Here is a 20,754-nt window from a genome sequence, read left to right as displayed (position 1 = left end):
GGGCGTCATGCCTTGATCAGCCCGGCGCCGCGCAGGGCGTCGGCCGCCGCGGCGACGGTGTCGAACGGCAGCCCCGACCGCTGGGCGACGTCCAGCAGGCTGTGCCCGCCGTCGGAGAGGTTGAGCACCCAGAGCATGGCCATCTGCGCCTGCTTGGTGTCGCTGCGCCCGCCGAGCGCCTCGTACAGCCCGCGCCGGCCCAACTGCGGCTCGCCGTAGGGGCTGAGGTTGACGTACCGCCGGTTGCGGTCGAGCACGGCGAACGCCTCGCGGCAGACGGCGAGGGTGTCCGCCATCGCCTCCGGGGAGACGAAGTCCGGGTTGTCCGCAGAGGTGTGATACTCGGGGTAACCGGCGTACGGGGTCCGGGTGAGCGAGCCCACGCCGAGATCGAACCCGGGTGAGCAGAACTGCCGCTCGTCATAGCCGTACGGGGTGAACTCGTTGACGTGGTGCGGGCGTTCGGACGCGGCCAGGACGTGCCGCATCACCCGGTCGATCTCCGCGTCGCCGCGCCGGCTCTGCTTGTACGTCAGCTGGCCCCGGTCTCCCGCGCAGGCCAGCACGAGTCCGTGCTTGACCCGGTCCACCCGCTCCGCGTTGCGGGCCAGCCAGGTGATCGCCCCGATGGTGCCGGGCGCGAACAGGAACCGGTAGGTGTAGTACGGGTTCCGCTCCGCCAGCTCACGGGCCAGGAAGGTCGCCACCGCGATGCCCGCCAGGTTGTCGTTGGCCAGCGACGGATGGCAGACGTGGCAGGAGACGATCACCTCCTCGGCCACCTGCCCGGGCACCACGTGCTCGGCGTAGGTGAGATGGCCGTCGGCGAGGGTGGAGTCGACGCACACCTCGTACTCGCCGTCCGGCATCGCGTCCAGGGTCTCCTGCGCCAGACAGAACCCCCACTCCGGCTTGTAGTAACTGGTGCGGTACGGCACCCAGGACGGCTGGTCCGGCAGGGTGTGCAGATGCCCGCGCAGCTCGGCCAGCGGCATGGTCCGCGCCACCGGCACGCTGTAGCCGAGCACGTGCAGGCTGGACGCGGCGAAGTCGACGACCCGGTGGCCGGAGCCGTCGGCGATGTACGCGTCCCGGATGTTCCACTCCTGCGGCACCGTCCAGTCGAGCACCCGCGCCCCGGTCGGCACCTCGTGCACCTGGAGCGGGATGTACTCGCCGACGATGTCCAGGGTGGCGCGCACACCGTCGCCCGTGATGCTCCGGCACAGCGGGTACAGCCGCTCCACCAGTTCGTGCATCCGGTCGCCGGCCGCGCGCGCCCCCCGGGCGACCGCGTCGTTCTCCTCGTCGGCCGTGGTCACCGGCGCCACCGCAGGGTGTCGTCGACCGCGCCGGCCTCGGACGCCGCGCGCAGCACGGCCAGACGGGTGAAGCGTCGCTCGAAGTCCTCCCTGGTCAGGTCGAACTTCCGGTAGGCGTCGGCGAGTTCAAGGGCCCCCCGCTTCACCGTCCACTCGCAGTCGAAGCCGGGAATCGCGGCGCGGAACCGGGAGAAGTCCACCCGGTACGAGCGCGGGTCGGCGCCGTTCTCGCCGGTGATCCGCACCTTCGAGCCGGGCACCGCCTCGGCGACCTGCCCGGCGATCTCCGCGACCGTGACGTTGTTGGCCTCGCTGCCGATGTTGAACGCCCGGTCGTGCACCGCCTCCCGGGGCGCGACCAGCGCCGCCGCGAAGGCCCGCGCGATGTCGGCGGCGTGCACCAGCGGACGCCAGGGGGTGCCGTCGGACAGCACGAGCACCTCGCCGGACAGCAGCGCGTGGCCCACCAGGTTGTTCAGCACGATGTCGGCGCGCAGCCTGGGGGAGTAGCCGAAGGCCGTGGCATTGCGCATGTACACCGGGCTGAACCCGTCGTCGGCCAGCGCGTGCAGGTCGTCCTCCACCCGCACCTTGGACTCCGCGTACGGCGTGACCGGCCGCAGCGGCGCGTCCTCGGCCACCAGCTCGTCGCCGCCGGCGGCGCCGTACACCGAGCACGTCGACGCGTACAGGAAGCGCCGCACCCCGGCCTCGCGGGCCAGCCGGGCGAGCCGTACGGAAGCGTGGTGGTTGATGTCGTAGGTGAGGTCCGGCGCCAGCGAGCCCAGCGGGTCGTTGGAGAGCGCGGCCAGGTGGATCACCGCGTCCACCCCGGCCACGTGCTCGGCCGTGACGTCGCGCAGGTCCACCCGGGGTCCCGGCGGATCAGCGGGCGTCGGCCCGAGCACGCAGTCGGCGAACAGGCCGGCGTCGAGGCCGACGACCTCGTGCCCGGCGGCGGCGAGGACGGGAGCCATGACGGTGCCCAGATAGCCCTGGTGCCCGGTCAGCAGTACGCGCAAGGTTCATTCCCCCAGGTCGAGAGTGAGTTTGGTGACGGCGAACGCCTCGGCGTAGCGCGCGTGGCATTCGATGCCGCGAATCCGGGCGAGCCCGAGGAAGGCCTCCCGGTCGTACCAGGGCCGGTGCCGCTGCGAGGGATAGTGCTCCTGCAGCAGCCGCACCTTCCGTTCGGCGATCTCCGGCGACAGCGGCTGGTACGCCACCGGGCGGCCGAGATCGGCGTCCCACTTCACGATCTCGTAGCCGAGCACGAGATGGTCGCGGAACGCGGTGGGAAGCAGTCGCGCCAGGCCGCGGTGGTCCTGATGGGCGTCCTCCGTGCGCGGGGCAAGCACCAGATCCGGATCGGTCCGCTCGCGCAGCTCCTCGACGGCGGCCTTCGCCTCGTCCCAGTGCGCCGGAAGGCGGCCGTCCGGCAGCTTGAGCACGGTCAGCCGCAGATCGGCACCCGGGCAGAAGGCGGCCAGCGCGGCCCGCTCCTCCTGCTCCCGCTCACCGCCACCGCCGGAGAGCACCAGCGCGTCGACGCGCAGCCCCGGCCGTGCGAGACACAGCGTGAGCAGCGTGCCCCCGGCGCCGATGGCGATGTCGTCGCAGTGCGCGCCCACCGCGACGACCCGCTCCACGCGCCCGCCCCCGAGCCGGATCACGCCCGCGCCCCGGAGCCGTCCGGGGCGACGGTCACGCCGTCCCGCTCCCACACCGCCCACGGGCGCTCGCCCCTGGCGTACGCCTCGTCGAGCGCCGCCCGCTCCTTCACGGTGTCGGTCGGCTTCCAGAAGCCCCGGTGCTGGTGCGCCACCAGACGGCCGCGCTTGGCCAGTTCGGCGCAGCCGTCGGCGACCAGGTCGCCGTTCTCCGGGATGTGGTCGAAGACCTCCTGGCGGAGCACGAAGTAGCCGCCGTTCTCCCACAGCGGCAGCTCGCTCACCGGGGTGATGCCCCCCACCAGGCCGTTGTCGCCCAGGTCCACACAGTGGAACGAGGACTGCGGCGGCACCACCATCATCGACGCACCCGCGTCGCGCCGGGAGAACCGGTCGATCATCTCCGGCAGCGGGGCGTCGGTGAGCACGTCGGCGTAGTTGGCGAGGAACATCTCGTCGCCGTCCAGATGGTGCCGCACCCGGCGCAGCCGCTCCCCGATCGGCGACTCCATGCCGGTCTGCGCGAAGGTGATCGTCCAGTCCGATATATCGGTGGACAGCAGCTCGGTCCGCCCGCCCCGCAGCACGAAGTCGTTGGACGTCGTCTCCTCGTAGTTGAGGAAGAAGTTCTTGATGTGGTCGGCCCCGTACCCCAGGCACAGGATGAACTCCGTGTGCCCGTAGTACGCGTAGTAGCGCATGACGTGCCAGATCAGCGGCCTCGGGCCGACCATCGCCATCGGCTTGGGCACGTCGTCGGAGGCTCCGCTGCGCATCCGCAGCCCGTATCCGCCGCAGAACAGTACGACCTTCATGACTTCACCTCGACAACGCTCAGTTCCGGGATGGGGAAGACGAGCCGGCCGCCCCACTCGTGGACGAAGGACAACTGCTCGGTCAGCTCCTCCCTCAGGTTCCACGGGAGGACGAGGACGTAGTCCGGCCTGTCGGCGGCGATCCGCTCGGGCGGCAGGACCGGGATGCGGGTGCCCGGGGTGAACCTGCCGTGCTTGTAGGGGTTGCGGTCCACCGTGTACGCGAGCAGGTCGGGCCGGATCCCGCAGTGGTTGAGCAGGGTGTTGCCCTTGCCCGGGGCGCCGTAGCCGACGACCGTCTCGCCGCGCTCGGCCGCCTCGATGAGGAACCGCAGCAGGTCCCGGCGCACCTTGGCCACCCGGGCGGAGAACTCGGCGTAGCCGGAGAGGTCCCGCAGCCCGGCGGCCTTCTCCCGGTCGAGCACCTCGGACACGCGCTGCGACGGCTCACCGGCCACCTCGGACGGCCGGGCCCACAGCCGGATGGAGCCGCCGTGCGTGGGCAGCAACTCGACGTCCACGAGCGCCAGTCCGCCGCTCGCCAGCGCCCGGATCGCCGACGCCACCGTGTAGTACTGGAAGTGCTCGTGGTAGATCGTGTCGTACTGGTTCTCCTCGATCAGCGTCAGCAGGTGCTGCACCTCGATCGAGACCCAGCCGTCGTCCGCGACCAGGGCACGCAGCCCCTGGGTGAACCCGACCACGTCGGGGATGTGCGCGTACACGTTGTTGGCCACGACCAGGTCCGCCGGGCCGTGCTCGGCGCGGACGGCCGCACCGGTCTCCGGGCTCAGGAACTCCGTGACCGTGGGCACACCGGCGTCCCGCGCCGTCGCCCCCACGTTCACCGAGGGCTCGACGCCCAGGCAGCGGATCCCCCGGTCCACCACGTGCTTCAGCAGGTACCCGTCGTTGCTCGCGACCTCGACCACGAACGCGTCGGGCCCGAGAGCCAGCCGCTCCACGGAGTCGGCCACGAAGGTCCGCGCGTGCTCCACCCAGGAGGTCGAGTACGAGGAGAAGTACGCGTACTCCTCGAACGTCTCCTCCGGCGTGATCAGCGGCGGGATCTGCGCGAGCCAGCACTCCGTGCACACCCGCAGGTGCAGCGGGTACGCGGGCTCCGGCCGGTCCAGCTGGTCCGCGGCGAGAAAGCTCTCGCACGGAGGCGTCGCCCCCAGGTCGACGACGCTCGTCAGCTCCGCCGAGCCGCAGAGTCGGCATCGTGTCATCTGCTACCCCCCATTGATTCCGTCCGACCCGCTGTCGCGGTGCGGTACTCCTCCACCAGGCGCTCCAGACCGACGGCCGGGCTGAAACCCCGCTCGTAGCGGCGCCGGGCCGCCCGGCCCATCTCCCTGTTGCGGTCCGGTCCGGCCGTGATCCGGCGCAGACAGGACGCCAGCGATGCGGGATCGCCCGGCCGGTGCAGCAGCCCGGTCACCCCGTCCTCGACGAGTTCCACGAAGGCGCCGTGACCGGCGGCCACGGCCGGGACCCCGGCCGCCATCGCCTCCGCGACCACCAGGCCGAAGGTCTCCTGGGCCATCGACGGGGCGACCACCCCGACCGACCGCGACACCGCCTCCCGGCACTGGGCCGGGTCGTACAGGCCGACGTACCGCACGTCGTCCCGGCCCGCCGCCCAGGCGGTCACCTCCGCCTCCAGCGGCCCCGCACCGGCGATGACCAGCGGCACGCCCACCCCGCCGTCCGCCGCCAGCACGTCCCACGCGGTCATCAGCAGCCGCACGCCCTTGGCCTCCGCGAGCCGGCCGAGAAAGAGCAGATGCTCGCCGTCGCCCGTCCGGGCGGTACCCGGGTCGGGCACGAAGTTGTGCTTCACCGCGAGGCGCTCGGCGGGCATGCCGGACCGCACCAGGATGTCGCGCTGCGCCGCCGAGATGCAGAGGAAGCGCTCGACACCGGACCACCACCGCCGCCGGTTGACCGACAGGCTGACCGCGAGCGGAACCGTCGCGAGCCGGGAGTTCCGGTAGCAGCCGTGCCGGACGGCCGGCAGCGCCGCCGCCGATCCCACGCACTCGGTGCACGCCCGGCCGTCCCGGTGCAGCGTGCCCGGCGGGCAGACCTGGGTGTAGTTGTGCAGCGTGGCGACCACCGGCACACCGGCGTCGGCGCAGGCGGCCAGGACCGCGGGCGACAGGAGCGGGAAGACGTTGTGGACGTGCACCACGTCCGGCCGCTCGGTACGGAGCCGGGCGGCGAGTTCCGTGCGGACCGCCGGGTTCCACGGCACCAGGAGCGGCACCGCGACCTTGCCGAGCAGCGACCGGGCGGCGATGTCGTCGCTGCGCCGCTCGAACAGGTCGACCCGGTGGCCGGCCGCGCGCAGCAGCCCGACCTCCTCGTCGACGACCCTGTTCTCCCCGCTCGGCTGCGCCGAGGAGTAGCGGTTGTGCACCACAAGGACATGCATGGTCAGGTCACCTCCGGGCCCATCGCGGGACGCGTTGTCGGGGAACGTCGACCGCCGGCAGCGGCTCGGGTACGGGTGCGGGCACCACGAGCAGTGAGGCGGCCAAGGTCAGATGCAGCAGATACGCCGAGGCGTCGCCGAGACCGACCTCGGTGTACGAGGAGAGCGCGCAGTAGCTGATCAGGAAGATCGCGCAGGCCCTCGGCAGCGAGGGCGGACGCAGCAGCGCGACGGCCCCGAGCACGATGACCATCGCGGCCACGATGGTGACGCCGATCAGGCCCTGCTCGTCGTAGACGGCCAGCCAGCTGTTGTCGATCGGCAGCCCGTCGAACGACTTGTCGCCCAGACCCGTGCCGAACAGACGCTCCGAGGTCGTCCGGGGCGCCGCGAGCAGGGCGTCCCAGACCTTGGCCCGGCCCGTGAGGTTGGACAGGTTCTGCTGGCTCTGCCCGCGCAGGAACCAGGCCCGCAGCGCGGAACCGAACACCACCGCGGCCACCGTGGCGCTCAGCACCGCCCAGGCGAAGAACCGGCGGGCGGCCCCGCTGGTCAGGACCAGCGAGCCGATCGCCAGCACCAGCCCGATGATCAGACCGAGGGTGGCCGTCCGGGTATGGGTCATCGCGAGCAGGACGAGCGAGGGCACGATGATCACCGCCGCGCTCGGTCCGGTGATCCGGCGGTTCAGCGCCAGCAGCACGGTGAGCCCGATGACGACCGCCGCGTACTGCCCGATCTGCGGCGGAGTCAGCGGCCACAGCGCGCCGACCAGACGCCCGCCGTAGTACTCGGGCATGGCCGTGCCCGGTGAGACGACCAGACCGGCGGCCACCAGCCCGAGCACCGCGAAGTACATCCGGATGTGATGGCGGACGAACGTCAGACCACCGTCCCACCAGCGGCTGAGCAGCCACAGCGTGGCGACGAAGAGAGCCAGCCGGGCACAGCGGAACAGCGCGCCGAAGCCGACCTCCAGATGCACGCTGGAGATCACGCTCGGCACCAGCAGCAGGGTCAGCAGGAACACGAAAGCGCTGGGCCGGATGCGCAGCTGGAGATTGGCCGCGAGCGCCAGCGCGAACGCGGCGACCAGCGCGCCCATGGTGGCCATCTGGATGAGGGAGCGGGGCAGCGGGACGACGGTCTTCGCCCCGGCGGAGCCGAGCGTGTTGAGGGCGAGCAGCGCCCACGCCGTACCGACGAACTTCGACCTGTGGTCCCCGGCCATCTCAACCACCACCGTCCCGTACGCGGATCGTGCTGCCCGCGTCCTGCCGGTACGGCGCCCCCCGCCACTGCCCGAAACCGAGCGTCCGGCCCGCGTCGTGGGCGACGAACGTCCACGGTCCGACGTAGACGTTGTCGTGCCAGCGGTTCTGCTGCCCGCCCGTGATCGCCTCGGCCACGCGCTCGCCCCGGTACGGCGACCAGTCCGGATCGGTGCCGTGGTTGGAGAGCACCGCCATCCGGTCGCAGCCCACCGTGCAGCCGACGACGGACTTGTCCAGCACGAAGCGGTTGGCGTGGATGTCCACCCGCTGGGTCTTCCACCGGCAGTCGGCGTACAGCGGGGCGCGGGAGATCGCCGGCGGCGCGCAGCGGCCGGTGTCCTTCACCAGCAAGGTGCAGTAGTCGGTCGAGGTGTTGGCCGCGCTGTTGCAGAACCGGTCGGCGTTCTCCCACAGGGTGATCCCGGACCAGTTGTCCTCCAGCAGGTTCCGGTAGATCTCGATCCTGTCCGTTCGGGCCCGGACCCGGGGTTCCCCGCCGGACTCGGAGACGTACACGGTGCCGTACGGAAAGTCGTCGCCCTGCCCGGCGGCGTCGCGGCCCTCGACCCAGTTGTTCCGCCGGATCGTGTTGTTCCTGACGACCGCGTTGTAGCTGGTCTCGTAGATCAGCGCGGCGCCGTCGTTGCCCTCGATGACGTTGTCCTCGATGAGGAAGTCGTTGTTGTTGGTGTCCGCCCACAACCCGGCCCCGCGGTTGTCGTGCACCCAGTTGCCCCGTACGTCGGCGCCGTCCACGGCCCAGAACTTGATGCCCCCGGTGCAGCCGCAGCCCGGCTCCCGCCGCTCCCAGTCGTCGGTGTTGTTGCCCACGACCTCGTTGCCCTCGACCACCAGACCCTTGATGGAGTCACCGGTCTTGTAGGCGTTCATCCCGTACTGCCCGTTGTCGCGCAGGCAGCTGCCGCGCAGCTGCTGGCGAGCACCGGCCATCAGCCCGGCGCCGGAGTTGTACTGGATCCTCGCGTGCTCGATCACCCATCCGTCGGCCATGTCGTGGTTGACCACGCCCTCGTTGTTGGGCGCGACGAAGTGCTGCACGGTGAGGAAGCGGAGGGTGACGTCACGGGCGGTGCCCCCGAACGCGTACTGGTTGACCTTCCGGCCGTCGAGCACCGCGCCGGGCGCGCCGAGGTAGCGGTTCCCCTCCTTGGGTATGACCTGGGCATACAGGTCACGCTCCAGGGTGTGGGTGCCCGGCCGGAGCCAGAAGGTGGTGCCCGGGGGGCTGCTCTCGGTCTTCGCGGCCAGGTCGCCCACCACCGCGGGGTCGACCGTCACCGCCCCCGGCGGCGGCTTCGCCGGCCCGACGGCCGGCTCGGCGCACACCCGCGCGACGGCGGTGGCGGGCGCACCGGAGCCGGAGGGCACCCCGGACGGGGCCGGCGCCCGGGACGTGGAGCGCGTACCCGTGGGTCCCGCCGGGGCGTCCGACGCGCTCGTGCAGCCGGTCGCCGCCAGCAGGAGCAGCACCAGCGGCGCCGTCGGCACCGTCCGGCGCCGCCGCTCGATCATCACACGTCCTCCCGGGCGCGGAACCTGAGGACCGTGGTGAAGCCCTCCGCGCCTTCGGTGAAGCCGGTGCCGACCAGGGTGGTGGCGGGTTCCTTGCGCCCGAAGCCCGGGGAGTACCAGCCCAGCGGCGGGTCGCTCTCGCCGCGGTGCGCCCGCCAGGACAGCTCCCCGGGCAGATCGAGCACCGCGGAGCGGTCCTCGCCGTCCCGGGTCCAGACGAGCACCGCCCGGTTCCCCACCAGCTCCGCACCGATCGCCGGGCCGAGGTGGAACGCCAGGCGCACGGGCCCGCGCTCGCCGTGGACCTCGTCGACCACCCGCAGCTCCCGGCTCTCGGCGGTCAGCTCCACCCGGCGGCGGTGCACGGAGCCCTGGTAGCCGTCGTGCTCGGCGGACCAGCGGGCCGTCCCCCCGTCGGAGACGTCGGACGGGCCCGCGACCAGGATCCGGGTGCGGGCATGCCGGGTCCACAGGAACGGGCCGCCGGAGACGGACTGGTCGGCGCCGTCCCGTTCCAGGGTGTTGTGGCCGAGCGTCGACCGGAAGTACCGCCGCCACTCGGGCTGCCCGTGGTAGCAGTACGTCCCCGGGTCGGCGAGCACGTCGACGCCGTCGTGCCGGACCTCCACGGACAGCGCGTCCGCGTGCGCGTGCGCGGCGATGGACAGGAACCCGTGCGGACCGCCGTCGCAGCGGCACCAGATCCCCTCCGGACCCCGCAGGACGGTCATGCCCGCGTCGGCGAAATGTCCCGGCCGGCCCGCCGGACGGGACACGGCCGATGCGGTCCCGCCCTTCGCGTACGGCCGGACGAGCGCGGCGAGCAGCGGGGTGCGCACATCGGTGCCGGTCACTTCCGGCCACCAGCCGAGCCGCCCGAACACGGCGTCCCCGGTGGCGAGCAGCGAGCCCCAGCGGTCCGTGCCCGCACCGTCCACCACCAGCCCGTGGCCGTCGTCCGCGTCCCCCTGGCGCGGCGGACGCAGCCGCCCGTCCACGACGGCCGCCAGCGCGTCGGTCATCCGCAGCAGCACCAGCCGGACCGACGCGGGCACCGGCACCCCGAAGGCGTCCGCCTCCGCCACCGCCGCCAGGCCGAGTTCGAGGACCAGCCCGTGGTACTCGGTGGCCAGCTCACGGTTGAGGCCGGAGAGGAAGGTGTTGCTCCGCAGCTGCCGGTCGAGGGACCGCAGCGCCTCGGCCCGCCAGCGCGCCGAGGCCGGGAACCAGTCGAACGCGCAGGCAGCGGCGAACTGGCCGGCGGCCTCCGCGATGACGTGGTTGTTCGCCGAGGACCCCCGGCTGGGGAAGCCGGCCAGCCAGCGCTGGTGGTGCCAGATCTGATGGAGCGCCACCGGGTTGTCCTCGAACAGGTCGGCCGCACCGGGCCAGCCGTCGAGCAGCCGGCGGACCCACACCCAGGACAGCAGCCGGATGCCCAGCTCGATGCCACTGGTCCAGTGCACCCCGCGCAGCGGCGCGTTGGCCGCCCACCACGACCTCAGGTGACCGGCGACCCGCTCGGCGTACCGCTCGTCCCCGGTGACCGCGTAGGCGGCGGCGAGCACGGTGAGGTACTGGTGCCGGGACAGCTCCCAGATCTGCTTGATGTCCCCGACCGCCTCCTCCTCCCGGTACGGGACGTCGAAGGCGTAGCCCCAGGGCGCACGGCGACCGGTCTTCGGGTCGTACCACCAGTCCGGGTCGACCAGGTCGTCGCGTTCCACGCCGAAGAACTCGGCGTGCCCGGCCATCAGGCGGTCCGCCTCCGCGACCAGCCGCTTCGCGGCGTCCGGGGCGATCGAGGCGACCGTCCCGGCGGGCAGCACGGCGGTGAACCGGGCGCCGGTCACCCTCGGGACCCTCGGCCGCGCCGACCGCCAGTGCCGCCTGCGCGCCGCGTCGACCGCCCGGCCGCCGACCTCCGCCGGTCCCATCCGGGACAGCCGCCGGAGGTACCAGCCCGGACTTCCCGAGCTCACGGTCATCGCGTCCTCGCCATCGACACCGGAGCACCGCCCGCCAGGGCGTCCTGTACGGCGAGGGTGGCCGTGGTGGTGGCGACCAGCGACTCCAGCGGCACCGGCATCGGCCCGCCGGTCCGTACGGCCCTGACGAACGCGGCCAGCTCGGCGGACTGGCCCTTGTCCCGGGCCTTGGGCAGCCGCGAGGAGCCCCACCCCTTGCGTCCGCCGTCGTACACGGCGGCACGGACGAAGTCGTCGAGCCGCAGCACCCTGCCGTCCGCGACCAGGTCCAGCGTCTCCTTGGGGAAGCCGGGCGCGCCGGTGGTGACGTAGCTGATGGTGGCGGTGGAGCCGTCCGGGTAGCCCAGCACGACCTGCAGGTCCTCGTTGCCGGCCGTGCCGACCGCGTACACCGACACCGGATCGGCCCCGAGCAGCCAGCTCGCCGTGTCGACGAAGTGCCCGCCCTCGCCGACGAAGCGGGTGCCCTCGGTGCCCTGCCTGAGGTACCAGCTGCCGTGGTCGAGGCGGCCCGCGTTGACCAGGTAGCGGAGGCTCGCCGGACCCGTCCGGGCACCGAACCGCTGCCGGGCCTCCCGCAGCATCGGCGCGAACCGGCGGTTGAAGCCCACCTGCAGCCGGTCGTTGCCGGACTCCTCCACCGCCGCGAGCACGCCGGCCAGCTCCTCGTGGTCGAGGGCGAGCGGCTTCTCCACGAACACCGTCTTCCCGGCGAGCAGCGCCTGCCGGGTCAGTTCGGCGTGCGAGCTGTGCCGGGTGACCACGAACACCGCGTCGACGGAGCTGTCGCCGAGCACGGCGTCGAGATCGGTGGTCGCCGAGGCGAAGCCGAACTTCCGCCGCGCGTTGGCCGCGGACAGCGCCGTCGTGGTGACGACCGTGGACAACTCGACGCCCTCGCGCCCGGCCAGGTGCGGCAGCAGCATCGAGGTGGCGTAGTTCCCCGCGCCGACGAACGCCAGCCGCACCGGCCTCCCGGCGGCGCGGACCGGGGCGGACGCACCACCGGCGCCCCGCCTCACCACCGGCACGGCCACCGCCGGAGCCTCCGCCGCCGCGGTGTCCTCGGGGTACCGGAACAGCACGGCCACCGCCTTCAGATCGCCGTCCTTCAGACTCCGGTACGTCTCGACGGCGTCGTCGAAGTCGGCGACATGGGAGACCAGGGGCTCCACGTCGACGCTGCCCCGGGCGAGGAGATCGAGGAAGCAGGCCAGGTTGCGGCGCTCGGTCCAGCGCACATAGCCGATCGGGTAGTCCCGCCCCGCGAGCTCGTACTCCGGGTCGTAGCGCCCGGGGCCGTAACTGCGGGAGAACCGGACGTCGAGCTCCTTCTCGTAGTACGCGTTCCACGGCAGGTCCAGGCTGCACTTGCCGATGTCGACGACCCGGCCTCGGTCCCGGCTCATCCGGGCGGCCAGCTCCACGGGCTGGTTGCTGTCCCCGCCGGCGGCCAGATACACCTGGTCCACCCCGTGCCCGTCGGTGAGTTCGGCGACGGCGTTCGCCACGCCCGCCGAGGACGGATCGCCGCAGGCCGCCGCGCCCAGCCGCTCGGCGAGGTCGCAGCGCGCCGGATCGGGGTCGACGCCGATGACGCGGACGCCCGAGGCGACGAGCAGCTGCACCACCAGCTGGCCGATCAGCCCGAGACCGATGACCAGCGCCACCTCACCGAGCTGCGGCTCGCCCTGGCGGACGCCCTGCAACGCGATCGACCCGACGGTGCCGAAGGCCGCGTGCCGGGGCGCGAGGCCCTCCGGCACCCGGGCGTAGAGGTTCTTCGGCACCCAGTTCAGCTCGGCGTGCAGCGCGTGCTCGTTGCCGGCGCAGGCCACGAGGTCGCCGACCTTCACATCGTCGATCCCGGGGCCGACCTGCTCGACCACCCCGCACAGCGAGTAGCCGAGCGGCGTGTACGAGTCCAGCTTGCCCATCACCTTGCGGTAGGTGGCGGGCACCCCGTTGGTGGCGACGCTCTGGACGACCTTGGCCACCTGGTCCGGCCGCGAACGCGCCTTGCCCAGCATCGACATGCCGGCCTCGGACACCTTCATCAGCTCGGTCCCGGTGGAGATCAGCGAGTAGGCGGTCCTGACCAGCACACCGCCCGGCTTGCACCCCGGCACCGGCACGTCCAGCACCGTCAGCTCGCCGCTCTTGTAGTTCTGTACGACCTGTTTCACCGAAGTCCTCTTGTCTCTACGCAGTCAAGGAAGCGCTCTGGCCGGACCCGGAGGTCGCGCCGCGATACCAGTACTCGAGGGTCAGCACATGCCACAGATGCTTGGAGTAGTCCTGCTGTCCGGCGGCGTCCGCGGCGACCATGCGCGCCAGCGCGTCCCGGCGGAGCAGCCCGGAACCGACGAGCAGGCCGTCGTGCACCACCTCGCGCACCAGCGGCGCCAGATCCCGGCTCATCCAGGCCCGCAAGGGGGCGCTGAACAGGCCCTTGGGGCGGTACACGATCTCCCGGGGCAGGACCGAACCCGCCGCCTCCTTGAGGACGGCCTTGCCCTGCCGGCCGACGATCTTGCGGTCACCGGGCACGGCGAACGCCGCCCGGACCACCTCGACGTCCACGTACGGCACCCGCACCTCGGTCGACGCGGCCATGCTCGACCGGTCCGTGTACGCGAGGTTCAGGCCCGGCAGGAACATCCGGGCGTCGGCCAGACACATCCGGTTGACGAAGTCGTCGAGGTCGTTGTCCCCGTAGACGTCCGCGTGCTCGGTCAGCACGTCGTCGACCGTCCCCGCCAGGTCCGGATCGATCAGGGCGAGCAGCTCGTCCCGGTCGTACATGGTGTAGCTCCGCCGGAACGCGGTCTCCTCCGGCAGATCGGCGAAGGAGAGGAACCGCTTCGCGAAGCGCACCGACCGGTACCCCCGCCGGGCCGAGGCGACCGGCAGCCGGCCCACGGCCGCCGACACGCCGCGCCGCAGGGGCCGAGGGACGCGCTGGTAGCGCAGCGCGATCCGGTTGGCCAGGTGCTTGCGGTACCCGGCGAACAGCTCGTCGGCCCCCATCCCCGAGAGCATCACCTTGACCCCGGCCTCCCGGGCGGCCGAGCAGATCAGGAAGGTGTTGATCGCGGCGGGATCACCGATCGGCTCGTCCAGGTGGTACGTCATCCGGGGCAGCAGGTCCAGCACGTCCGGCGCGATCTCGATCTCGTGCAGATCGACCCCGAACCGCTCGGCCACCTGCCGCGCGTACCGCAGGTCGTCCGGCATCGCCTCGAACCTGGCGTCCTCCGCGCGGAACCCGATCGTGTAGGCGGAGATCCCCGGGCGCTCCCGGGCCGCGAGCGCGGTCAGATAGCTGGAGTCGAGACCGCCGGAGAGGAAGGTCGCCACGGGGACGTCGGAGAGCAGATGACGCCGGGTCGACTCCTCGACCACGGCGGCGAGATCCGGCAGCTCACCGGAACGGGCCCGCTCCCGGCCCTCGGCGGCGACCTCCCTCAGGTTCCAGAACCGGCCGCGGTCCACCCGGCCGTCCGGCCGGAACCGCAGCCAGCTTCCCGGCGGCAGCTTCTCCGCCTCGCGGAACGCACAACGCGAGTCCGGCACCCAGTAGTACAGCAGCGAGGCCACCAGGGCCGCGTGGTCTACCTCCAGTGACCCGCCGGTCACGGCGGCGAGCGCCTTCAGCTCGGAGGCGAACACCAGACCCTCGCCGCGCCGCAGCAGGAACAGCGGCTTGATGCCGAGCTGGTCGCGGGCGAGCACCAGCTCCCCGGTCCGCTCGTCGAAGATCCCGAACGCGAACATGCCGCGCAGCCGGGGCAGGCAGTCCGTGCCCCAGCGCCGCCAGGCCTCCAGAAGCACCTCCGTGTCGGAGGTACCGCGGAAGCGCACCCCGGCGGCCGTCAGCTCCGCACGCAGCTCCGGCGCGTTGTACAGCTCGCCGTTGTACGTCAGGACGAGGCCGTCCGAGGCCATCGGCTGGGCGCCGGTCCCCGACAGGTCGACGATGGCGAGCCGGCGGTGCCCGAGGTGCACCTCGCCGTCACCGACGGGATGGCTGTACCGGCCCGCCCCGTCCGGGCCCCGGTGGGCGAGGGTGTCGGTGAGCCGGTCGGTCACGGCCTTCCCGTCCGGCCACCGGTACGCACCTGCGATGCCACACATGTCCTACCTCACCTCCTGGTCACTGTCGGGTCCTGTCGACGCCCACATCGGCAGCCGTTCCCTGCGCCGCCGGCCCGTCCCGTTCTGCCGGACCGGCCCCTCGTCCGGGCCGCGGGGCGCGGCCCGAGGTCCGTCCCACAGCGTGCCGTCGCTCCGGTCACGCGGATCGGGGTCGATCACCACCACACCGAGCACCGCGACGCGCTGCTCCGCGAGCTGCCGCGCCACCGTGTGCAGCCAGGCGACGCTGCCGTGCCCGGCACGCACGACGAGGAACGTCCGCGTGCCGAGGTACGGGAGGTCGCTCCATGCCGCGCCGGGCGCCACGGAGCCCACGCCGAGCCTGCGCTCCTGGGGCGACACGGCCCCGGCGTGCTCGACGCCGACCACGACCGGGCCTCCCGGCTTCGGGCGGCGGTCGGCGAGCCGCGGTCCGGGCAGATCGTCGACGACGACCACCGGACCGTCCGCGGCCAGCTCCCCGGCGAGGTCCAGGGCGATCCCGCCCGTGGCGCGCGGACAGCCCAGTTCGAGCAGCGACACCGGTTCCGCGGAGCCGCGCACCGTGCGGGCCAGGGATCTGGTGAGCCTGGCCCGTGCCTCCCGGCTCCTCCGGCGCCGCCACCGCCGGCCCGAGCGGCCGGGCAGCTCCGCGATCACCGAGGCGCCGAGGTGCGCCGCGATCTCCCGGCGCAGCACCGGGCGGTCCGCCACCACCGTGCCGACCGCGGCCACCGCGAGCCCGAGGGCGAGCCCGAGGACGAGCCCGATCCCGGCGTCGGTGGCGACGGCCCTGGGCAGGGAGCGCCGCACCGCGCGCGGGGCGTCCACGATCTGCGTACCGGCGATCAGCCGGGGCGCACCGATCCGCGCCTCCTCCGCGCGCTGACCGAAGTCGGATATCCGCGAGGTGAGTTCGGCCCGGCGGGCGAAGAGCGACTCCATGTTCGCCGAGGCCTTCGGCACGCCCTCCGGCGAACCGTCCCCGATGTCCTTGTTGACCTGGGCGAGTTCCCCCCGCAGCCGGTCACGCTGGTCGAGCAGCGCCTTGGCGTCGGCGTCCGCGACCTGCCGTATCCGCCGGACGTGGTCCGCGACGAAGGCATCGGCCAGCGCCTGGGCGCGGGCCACCGCCTCCGCGTCGCTGTCACCCGTCACATCGATCCGCAGCAGGTTGTTGGTCACGCCGGAACCCGTGTAGTCCTTCATGAAGTCCTCGGGTTTCTCGGAGGACTTGAGGGAATCCAGGGCGTTCTCGGCGATCAGTGTCGTCTGCAGCAGCGCCACATCGGTACGGATCAGTGTGCCGGGGTCGTTCGGCTGGTCCTCCTGATGAGCCACCAGCACCTTGGTCACCGCGGTCGGCGGCTGGGGCAGCGCGACCGCCACCGCCGCGCCGAGGACCAGGCCGAGGAGCGCCAGGGAACCCCAGAGGCGCCGCCGCCTCCGTACCGCCACCACCAGCGACTGCAGGTCGATGAGCGGAGCGGCGGCCGACGGCTCCGAGGGTTCCGAAGTCCTGCGCGTCGTCACCGTGCGCCTCCCGACGTGCTCTCGCCCACCGCGAACGCCGGCCCGGCCTCCCGGGGCGCCGAATCCCGAGGACGGCCGGCCGACCGCTTCGACCGGTCCCGGACCGTGCCGACGAGGACGATGCCGACGACCTCGTGACGGGCGTCCGCGCACGCCTCGGCGATCCCGGCGAGTTCCCCCGCCGTCCAGCTGCCCGCGCTGAGCACGACCAGGGCCCCGGACTCCTCGTCGCGGTCCGGCATCATCGGCCGGGACACGGAGACCCCCACCGTCCGCAGCGCGGGGTAGCCCGTGCCCGGGGAAGGATCGGTCCCGGCCTCGGCGACCAGCTCCCCGGCGGCCCGCAGGGCGATCTCGTCGCCGTCAGGGACGACGACCAGCACGCTGCGGGCGGCGGGCAGCCGGTCCCGGAGCCGGGCGCACACCCGCCGGTAGCGGATCCGCCGGCCGGCCTCGTCGCCGGACGCCCGGGGGCCCGGCACGTCCCAGCGGACGTCGATGCCGAGAAGCCGTCGGAGCCATGACATCGACCCAGGGCCCTTGGGCCGGTGCGCGGGCCGACCACCGGGCACGTCGACGGTGCCGAGGAGAGCCGAGCCGAGCGCGGCGGCGATCTCCGGTTCGGTGCGCAGCCGGCGGCTCATCCGCGCGGCGGTGAGATGGCCGACCACCGCGAGCAGGAAGAACAGCAGCGCCCCTCCGGCGATGAGCTGCGTCCTGGTCGGCGGCGCCTCGCCGGCCGGCCGGGCCGCCGCCCCCATGACCACCATGTTGGCCTTCTTGGCGGTCGGACCTGCCTGGTCCAGCTTGTCGACGGACTCCTGCAGCGCGGTCCGCAGCCCCTCCAGCTCGGTGCGGGTCTGCACGCTCTCCACGCTCCGCCCCGAACCGGACGAATCGGCCAGCTCGTTGATCCGGCGGCTGGTCTGCACCACCGTCTTCCGCAGCGCGTCGAGCCGCGCCGCCGCCTCGGGATCGCTGCTGTCACCGACGATCCGCGTGGCGAACGCCACGTACTGCTCGGCCACCTGGTCGGAGAGCCGCTGCGCGCGCTCCGGGGTCTCCGCCGTGCCCGAGATCTTGATGATGTTCCCGTCGGCGGCCTCGGCGGTCAGCCGGTCCCGCAGCTCGATGCCGTCGACCCCGGCCCAGCGGAGCGTGGCGGCCGCACGGTCGACCACCACCGAACTGGTCGCGACCTGCGCCTGGGTCAGCAGCTCGCGCTCCTCCCACGCCCCCGGCAGCAGCACCGACACCGAGGTCGTGTAGCGCGGCGGGAACAGTACGGAGGCGCCGTAGCCGACGAGCGCCCCCACCACGGCGAGGAGGGTGAGCAGCCGCCCCCGCCGACGGATGATCCGCCCGAGGGTGACCAGACGTATCGTGTCGTCGCTCAACGGCGCGGCCTCGTCCCTGCCCGGTCCGGGTCGCCCCCCGGCACCGCAGGCCGGTCACGGCAGGCGGCGGCGTAGGCGGCGAGCAGTGCGCGCTGGGAGTTCCGCCAGGCGAGCGGCCCGTTGATCCGCTCCTGGCCGGTCTTCCCCATCCGGGCCCGCTGCTCCGGATCGTCCATCAGCATCGCGATGAGCCGTGCGAACTCGCTCTCGTCGTCGGCGGTCGCGTAGACGGCGGCGTCCCCGGCGGAGACGCGCGCCTCCCGCAGGTCGAACGAGACCATCGGCCGGCCCATCACCATGTACTCCAGGACCTTGTTCATGGTCGACACGTCGTTGAGCGGGTTGCACGGGTCGGGGGAGAGGCACACGTCAGCGGAGGACAGGTAGCGCACCAGGTCGGCGTCCGGCACGCGCCCGGTGAACTCCACCTGCTCGGAGAGCCCGAGCTCCCGGGACAGCTCCACCATCGCGTCGAAGGTGTCCCCGGCTCCGACGAACACCGCGTGCCAGTCGGTACGGCCCACCTCGTCGCGCAGCTTCGCGAGGGCCCGCAAGGCGTAGTCGACGCCGTCCTGCGGGCCCATGACGCCGAGGTAGCACAGCAGATGGGGCTTGCCGCGCTTCAGCTCCGGCTCGGGCGGCACCGGGTGGAAGCGCTCGGTGTCGGGCGCGCTGCGCACCACGAACACGTCCTCGGGCCGCTTCCGGCCCCGGCGCACCGCGACGTCCCGGTAGCTCTCGTTCGTGGCGATCACCACGTCCGCGGCCCGGTAGGTCCGCCGTTCCAGCGCGCACACGGCGCGGTAGAGCAGGTCCTCGCCGCGGTCGAACCGGGAGAGGTACAGCTCGGGCACCAGGTCGTGCTGGTCGAAGACGAACCGGGCGCCGCGCCGCTTCATCCACAGGGCGGGCAGGAACAGCAGGTCGGGCGGGTTGCAGGCGTGGACCACGTCGACCGGGCCGACCCTGCGGGCCAGCCGGAAGGTGTGCCACAGCGCGGAGCCGTACTCCCGCAGATAGCCGGCCGGACCGCCGGTGGCCGCGCGCAAGGGGTAGCGGTGGATCCGCACCCCGTCGATCACCGCCTCCGGCTCCGTGTCCCGCTTGCTCCCCTGCGGACAGATGACGTGCACCTCCCAGCCCGCGTCGCGCAGCGTCGTGCACTCCTGCCACACACGCCGGTCGAACGGCACCGACAGGTTCTCCACCAGGATCAGCGCGCGCCGTCCCGGCCGGTCGCCACTGGTCTCTTCACCAAGCAAGGCCCACGTACCCCGGTTCGGCCCGGCGCTGCTCGGCGTCGGGAAGGTGGATGAGGTCGATGATCACCGGATCGCCGCCGTGCGGCAGCGCCGCGAGCACCGCCGGGTCCCTGGTCCCCACGAGGCACACCTCGGCGTGTTCGAGGACGTCGTCCACGGAGTCCGCGAGCAGCTCCGCGAGGTGCGGCAGCCGGGTCTCGATGTACTCGCGGTTCGCCCCGAGCAGCCGGGAGAGGCTCACGTTGGCGTCGTGGATCCGCAGGTCGTAGCCCTTGCCGAAGAGTCTCTCCGCCAGCTCGACGAGCGGGCTCTCACGGAGGTCGTCGGTGCCGGGTTTGAAGGAGAGCCCGAACAGGCCGACCCGGCGCTTCCCGGTCCGCTCGACCAGCTCCACCGCGCGCTGGAGATGGTCGGAGTTGGACGGCAGCACATGGGACAGGATCGGCACCGACACGTCGGCCCGCTGCGCCGCGTGGACCAGGCTGCGCAGGTCCTTGGGCAGGCAGGAGCCACCGAAGGCGAAGCCGGGCCGCAGATAGGCGGGGCTGATGTTCAGCTTGCGGTCGGCCAGGAACACGTCGATCACCTGGTGCGAGTCGACCCCGAGCGCCCGGCACACCGCGCCCAGCTCGTTCGCGAAGCCGATCTTGAGGCCGTGGAAGGCGTTGTCCGCGTACTTGATCGCCTCGGCCGTCGGGACCGGCACCCGGAACACCTCGCCGGGCAGCCCTTCGTACAGCCCCGCGACCACATCGCCGCTCGCCGCGTCGAGTTCGCCGATGACGGTCTTGGGCGGGTCGAAGAAGTCCCGCACGCTGGTGCCCTCGCGCAGGAACTCCGGGTTGACCGCGACCCCGACGTCCACGCCGGCCGTGCCGCCGACGTGCTTCTCCAGGATCGGCACGAGCAGGTTCAGACAGGTGCCCGGGAGCATGGTGCTGCGGAACACCACCGTGTGCCGCCCGCCCCGCTCGGCCAGCGCCTCGCCGATCTCCTCGGTCACCCTCTCCAAGTACGTCGTGCACAGACTGCCGTTGGGCTCCGACGGGGTACCCACGCAGACCAGCGACACCTCGCTCGCCATGATCGCCTCGCGGACGTCGTCGGTGGCGCGCAGGGCGCCGGTCCCTACGACCTCGGCGACGAGCTCGCCGATCCCCTCCTCGACCACCGGGGCCCTGCCGTCGTTGACCAGGTCGACCTTGACCTGGTTCACGTCCACCCCGATGACCTCGTGCCCCATGTCGGCCAGGCACGCGGCCGACACACAGCCCACATAACCGAGCCCGAAAACGCTGACCCTCACGACCCGTTCCTCCCCCCAGGCAGGCCCTCCCGGCCTGCGGTCCACACGCCGTCCGTACGGGGACGACGCCGCCCCCC

At 72.7% G+C, this 20,754-nt stretch carries 15 protein-coding genes; all 15 read right to left on the bottom strand.

Features of this window, described 5'->3' with window-relative positions; translation table 11 throughout:
* Positions 1–5 precede the first annotated feature (5 nt).
* Genes V4Y03_RS32395 through V4Y03_RS32325 form a run of 15 tightly spaced genes read right to left on the bottom strand, consistent with a single transcriptional unit; the run spans position 6 to position 20,677 of the window.
* Positions 6–1,259 (bottom strand): DUF4910 domain-containing protein, encoded by a 1,254-nt coding sequence (locus V4Y03_RS32395; RefSeq protein WP_332437772.1) that lies wholly within the window; start codon positions 1,257–1,259, stop codon positions 6–8.
* A 59-nt stretch (positions 1,260–1,318) separates the two neighbouring features.
* Entirely contained in the window at positions 1,319–2,344 is a 1,026-nt protein-coding gene (locus V4Y03_RS32390; RefSeq protein WP_317877019.1) for an NAD-dependent epimerase/dehydratase family protein, read from the bottom strand.
* Positions 2,345–2,347: 3 nt separating this feature from the next.
* The gene (locus V4Y03_RS32385) at positions 2,348–2,995 is read right to left on the bottom strand and encodes a PIG-L deacetylase family protein (protein ID WP_317877020.1); all 648 of its coding nucleotides are present in this window, start codon (positions 2,993–2,995) and stop codon (positions 2,348–2,350) included.
* The gene (locus V4Y03_RS32380) at positions 2,992–3,807 is read right to left on the bottom strand and encodes a glucose-1-phosphate cytidylyltransferase (RefSeq protein ID WP_317877021.1); all 816 of its coding nucleotides are present in this window, start codon (positions 3,805–3,807) and stop codon (positions 2,992–2,994) included. The genes V4Y03_RS32385 and V4Y03_RS32380 overlap by 4 nt, the downstream gene beginning before the upstream one ends.
* Positions 3,804–5,039 (bottom strand): class I SAM-dependent methyltransferase, encoded by a 1,236-nt coding sequence (locus tag V4Y03_RS32375; protein WP_317877022.1) that lies wholly within the window; start codon positions 5,037–5,039, stop codon positions 3,804–3,806. Before V4Y03_RS32375 ends, V4Y03_RS32380 begins: the two co-directional genes overlap by 4 nt.
* Positions 5,036–6,247 (bottom strand): glycosyltransferase, encoded by a 1,212-nt coding sequence (locus tag V4Y03_RS32370; RefSeq protein WP_332437558.1) that lies wholly within the window; start codon positions 6,245–6,247, stop codon positions 5,036–5,038. The genes V4Y03_RS32375 and V4Y03_RS32370 overlap by 4 nt, the downstream gene beginning before the upstream one ends.
* A 7-nt stretch (positions 6,248–6,254) precedes the next feature.
* Positions 6,255–7,478: an O-antigen ligase domain-containing protein gene (locus V4Y03_RS32365; protein WP_317877024.1), complete on the bottom strand. Its 1,224-nt coding sequence runs from the start codon at positions 7,476–7,478 to the stop codon at positions 6,255–6,257.
* 1 nt (position 7,479) lies between these two features.
* Entirely contained in the window at positions 7,480–9,054 is a 1,575-nt protein-coding gene (locus V4Y03_RS32360) for a right-handed parallel beta-helix repeat-containing protein (RefSeq protein ID WP_332437557.1), read from the bottom strand.
* Positions 9,054–11,042, bottom strand: a complete 1,989-nt coding sequence (locus tag V4Y03_RS32355; RefSeq protein ID WP_332437556.1) for a heparinase II/III family protein — start codon at positions 11,040–11,042, stop codon at positions 9,054–9,056. Before V4Y03_RS32355 ends, V4Y03_RS32360 begins: the two co-directional genes overlap by 1 nt.
* Positions 11,039–13,228: a bi-domain-containing oxidoreductase gene (locus V4Y03_RS32350; RefSeq protein WP_332437555.1), complete on the bottom strand. Its 2,190-nt coding sequence runs from the start codon at positions 13,226–13,228 to the stop codon at positions 11,039–11,041. Before V4Y03_RS32350 ends, V4Y03_RS32355 begins: the two co-directional genes overlap by 4 nt.
* 16 nt (positions 13,229–13,244) lie before the next feature.
* Positions 13,245–15,179, bottom strand: coding sequence for an asparagine synthase (glutamine-hydrolyzing) (asnB, locus tag V4Y03_RS32345; RefSeq protein WP_332437554.1), 1,935 nt, complete (start codon positions 15,177–15,179; stop codon positions 13,245–13,247).
* Between the two features lie 3 nt (positions 15,180–15,182).
* Positions 15,183–16,712, bottom strand: a complete 1,530-nt coding sequence (locus V4Y03_RS32340) for a Wzz/FepE/Etk N-terminal domain-containing protein (protein ID WP_332437553.1) — start codon at positions 16,710–16,712, stop codon at positions 15,183–15,185.
* Positions 16,709–18,109 (bottom strand): polysaccharide biosynthesis protein, encoded by a 1,401-nt coding sequence (locus V4Y03_RS32335; protein WP_332437552.1) that lies wholly within the window; start codon positions 18,107–18,109, stop codon positions 16,709–16,711. The genes V4Y03_RS32340 and V4Y03_RS32335 overlap by 4 nt, the downstream gene beginning before the upstream one ends.
* Entirely contained in the window at positions 18,106–19,371 is a 1,266-nt protein-coding gene (locus tag V4Y03_RS32330; RefSeq protein ID WP_332437551.1) for a glycosyltransferase family 4 protein, read from the bottom strand. Before V4Y03_RS32330 ends, V4Y03_RS32335 begins: the two co-directional genes overlap by 4 nt.
* Entirely contained in the window at positions 19,361–20,677 is a 1,317-nt protein-coding gene (locus tag V4Y03_RS32325; protein ID WP_332437550.1) for a nucleotide sugar dehydrogenase, read from the bottom strand. The genes V4Y03_RS32330 and V4Y03_RS32325 overlap by 11 nt, the downstream gene beginning before the upstream one ends.
* Positions 20,678–20,754 lie beyond the last annotated feature (77 nt).

Origin of the sequence: Streptomyces sp. P9-A4 (assembly GCF_036634195.1) — a bacterium.
In the GTDB taxonomy this organism is placed as follows: Bacteria; Actinomycetota; Actinomycetes; order Streptomycetales; family Streptomycetaceae; genus Streptomyces.
Note: the sequence above shows the minus strand (reverse complement) of the source record. Positions and strands in the feature narration are given on the sequence as shown.

Excerpts from the sequence above, each read along its gene's own strand:
- V4Y03_RS32395 (WP_332437772.1), bottom strand. The coding sequence starts at position 1,259 with ATGCACGAACTGGTGGAGCGGCTGTACCCGCTGTGCCGGAGCATCACG.
- V4Y03_RS32380 (WP_317877021.1), bottom strand. The coding sequence starts at position 3,807 with ATGAAGGTCGTACTGTTCTGCGGCGGATACGGGCTGCGGATGCGCAGC.
- V4Y03_RS32375 (WP_317877022.1), bottom strand. The coding sequence starts at position 5,039 with ATGACACGATGCCGACTCTGCGGCTCGGCGGAGCTGACGAGCGTCGTC.
- V4Y03_RS32370 (WP_332437558.1), bottom strand. The coding sequence starts at position 6,247 with ATGCATGTCCTTGTGGTGCACAACCGCTACTCCTCGGCGCAGCCGAGC.
- V4Y03_RS32365 (WP_317877024.1), bottom strand. The coding sequence starts at position 7,478 with ATGGCCGGGGACCACAGGTCGAAGTTCGTCGGTACGGCGTGGGCGCTG.
- V4Y03_RS32360 (WP_332437557.1), bottom strand. The coding sequence starts at position 9,054 with ATGATCGAGCGGCGGCGCCGGACGGTGCCGACGGCGCCGCTGGTGCTG.
- V4Y03_RS32355 (WP_332437556.1), bottom strand. The coding sequence starts at position 11,042 with ATGACCGTGAGCTCGGGAAGTCCGGGCTGGTACCTCCGGCGGCTGTCC.
- asnB (WP_332437554.1), bottom strand. The coding sequence starts at position 15,179 with ATGTGTGGCATCGCAGGTGCGTACCGGTGGCCGGACGGGAAGGCCGTG.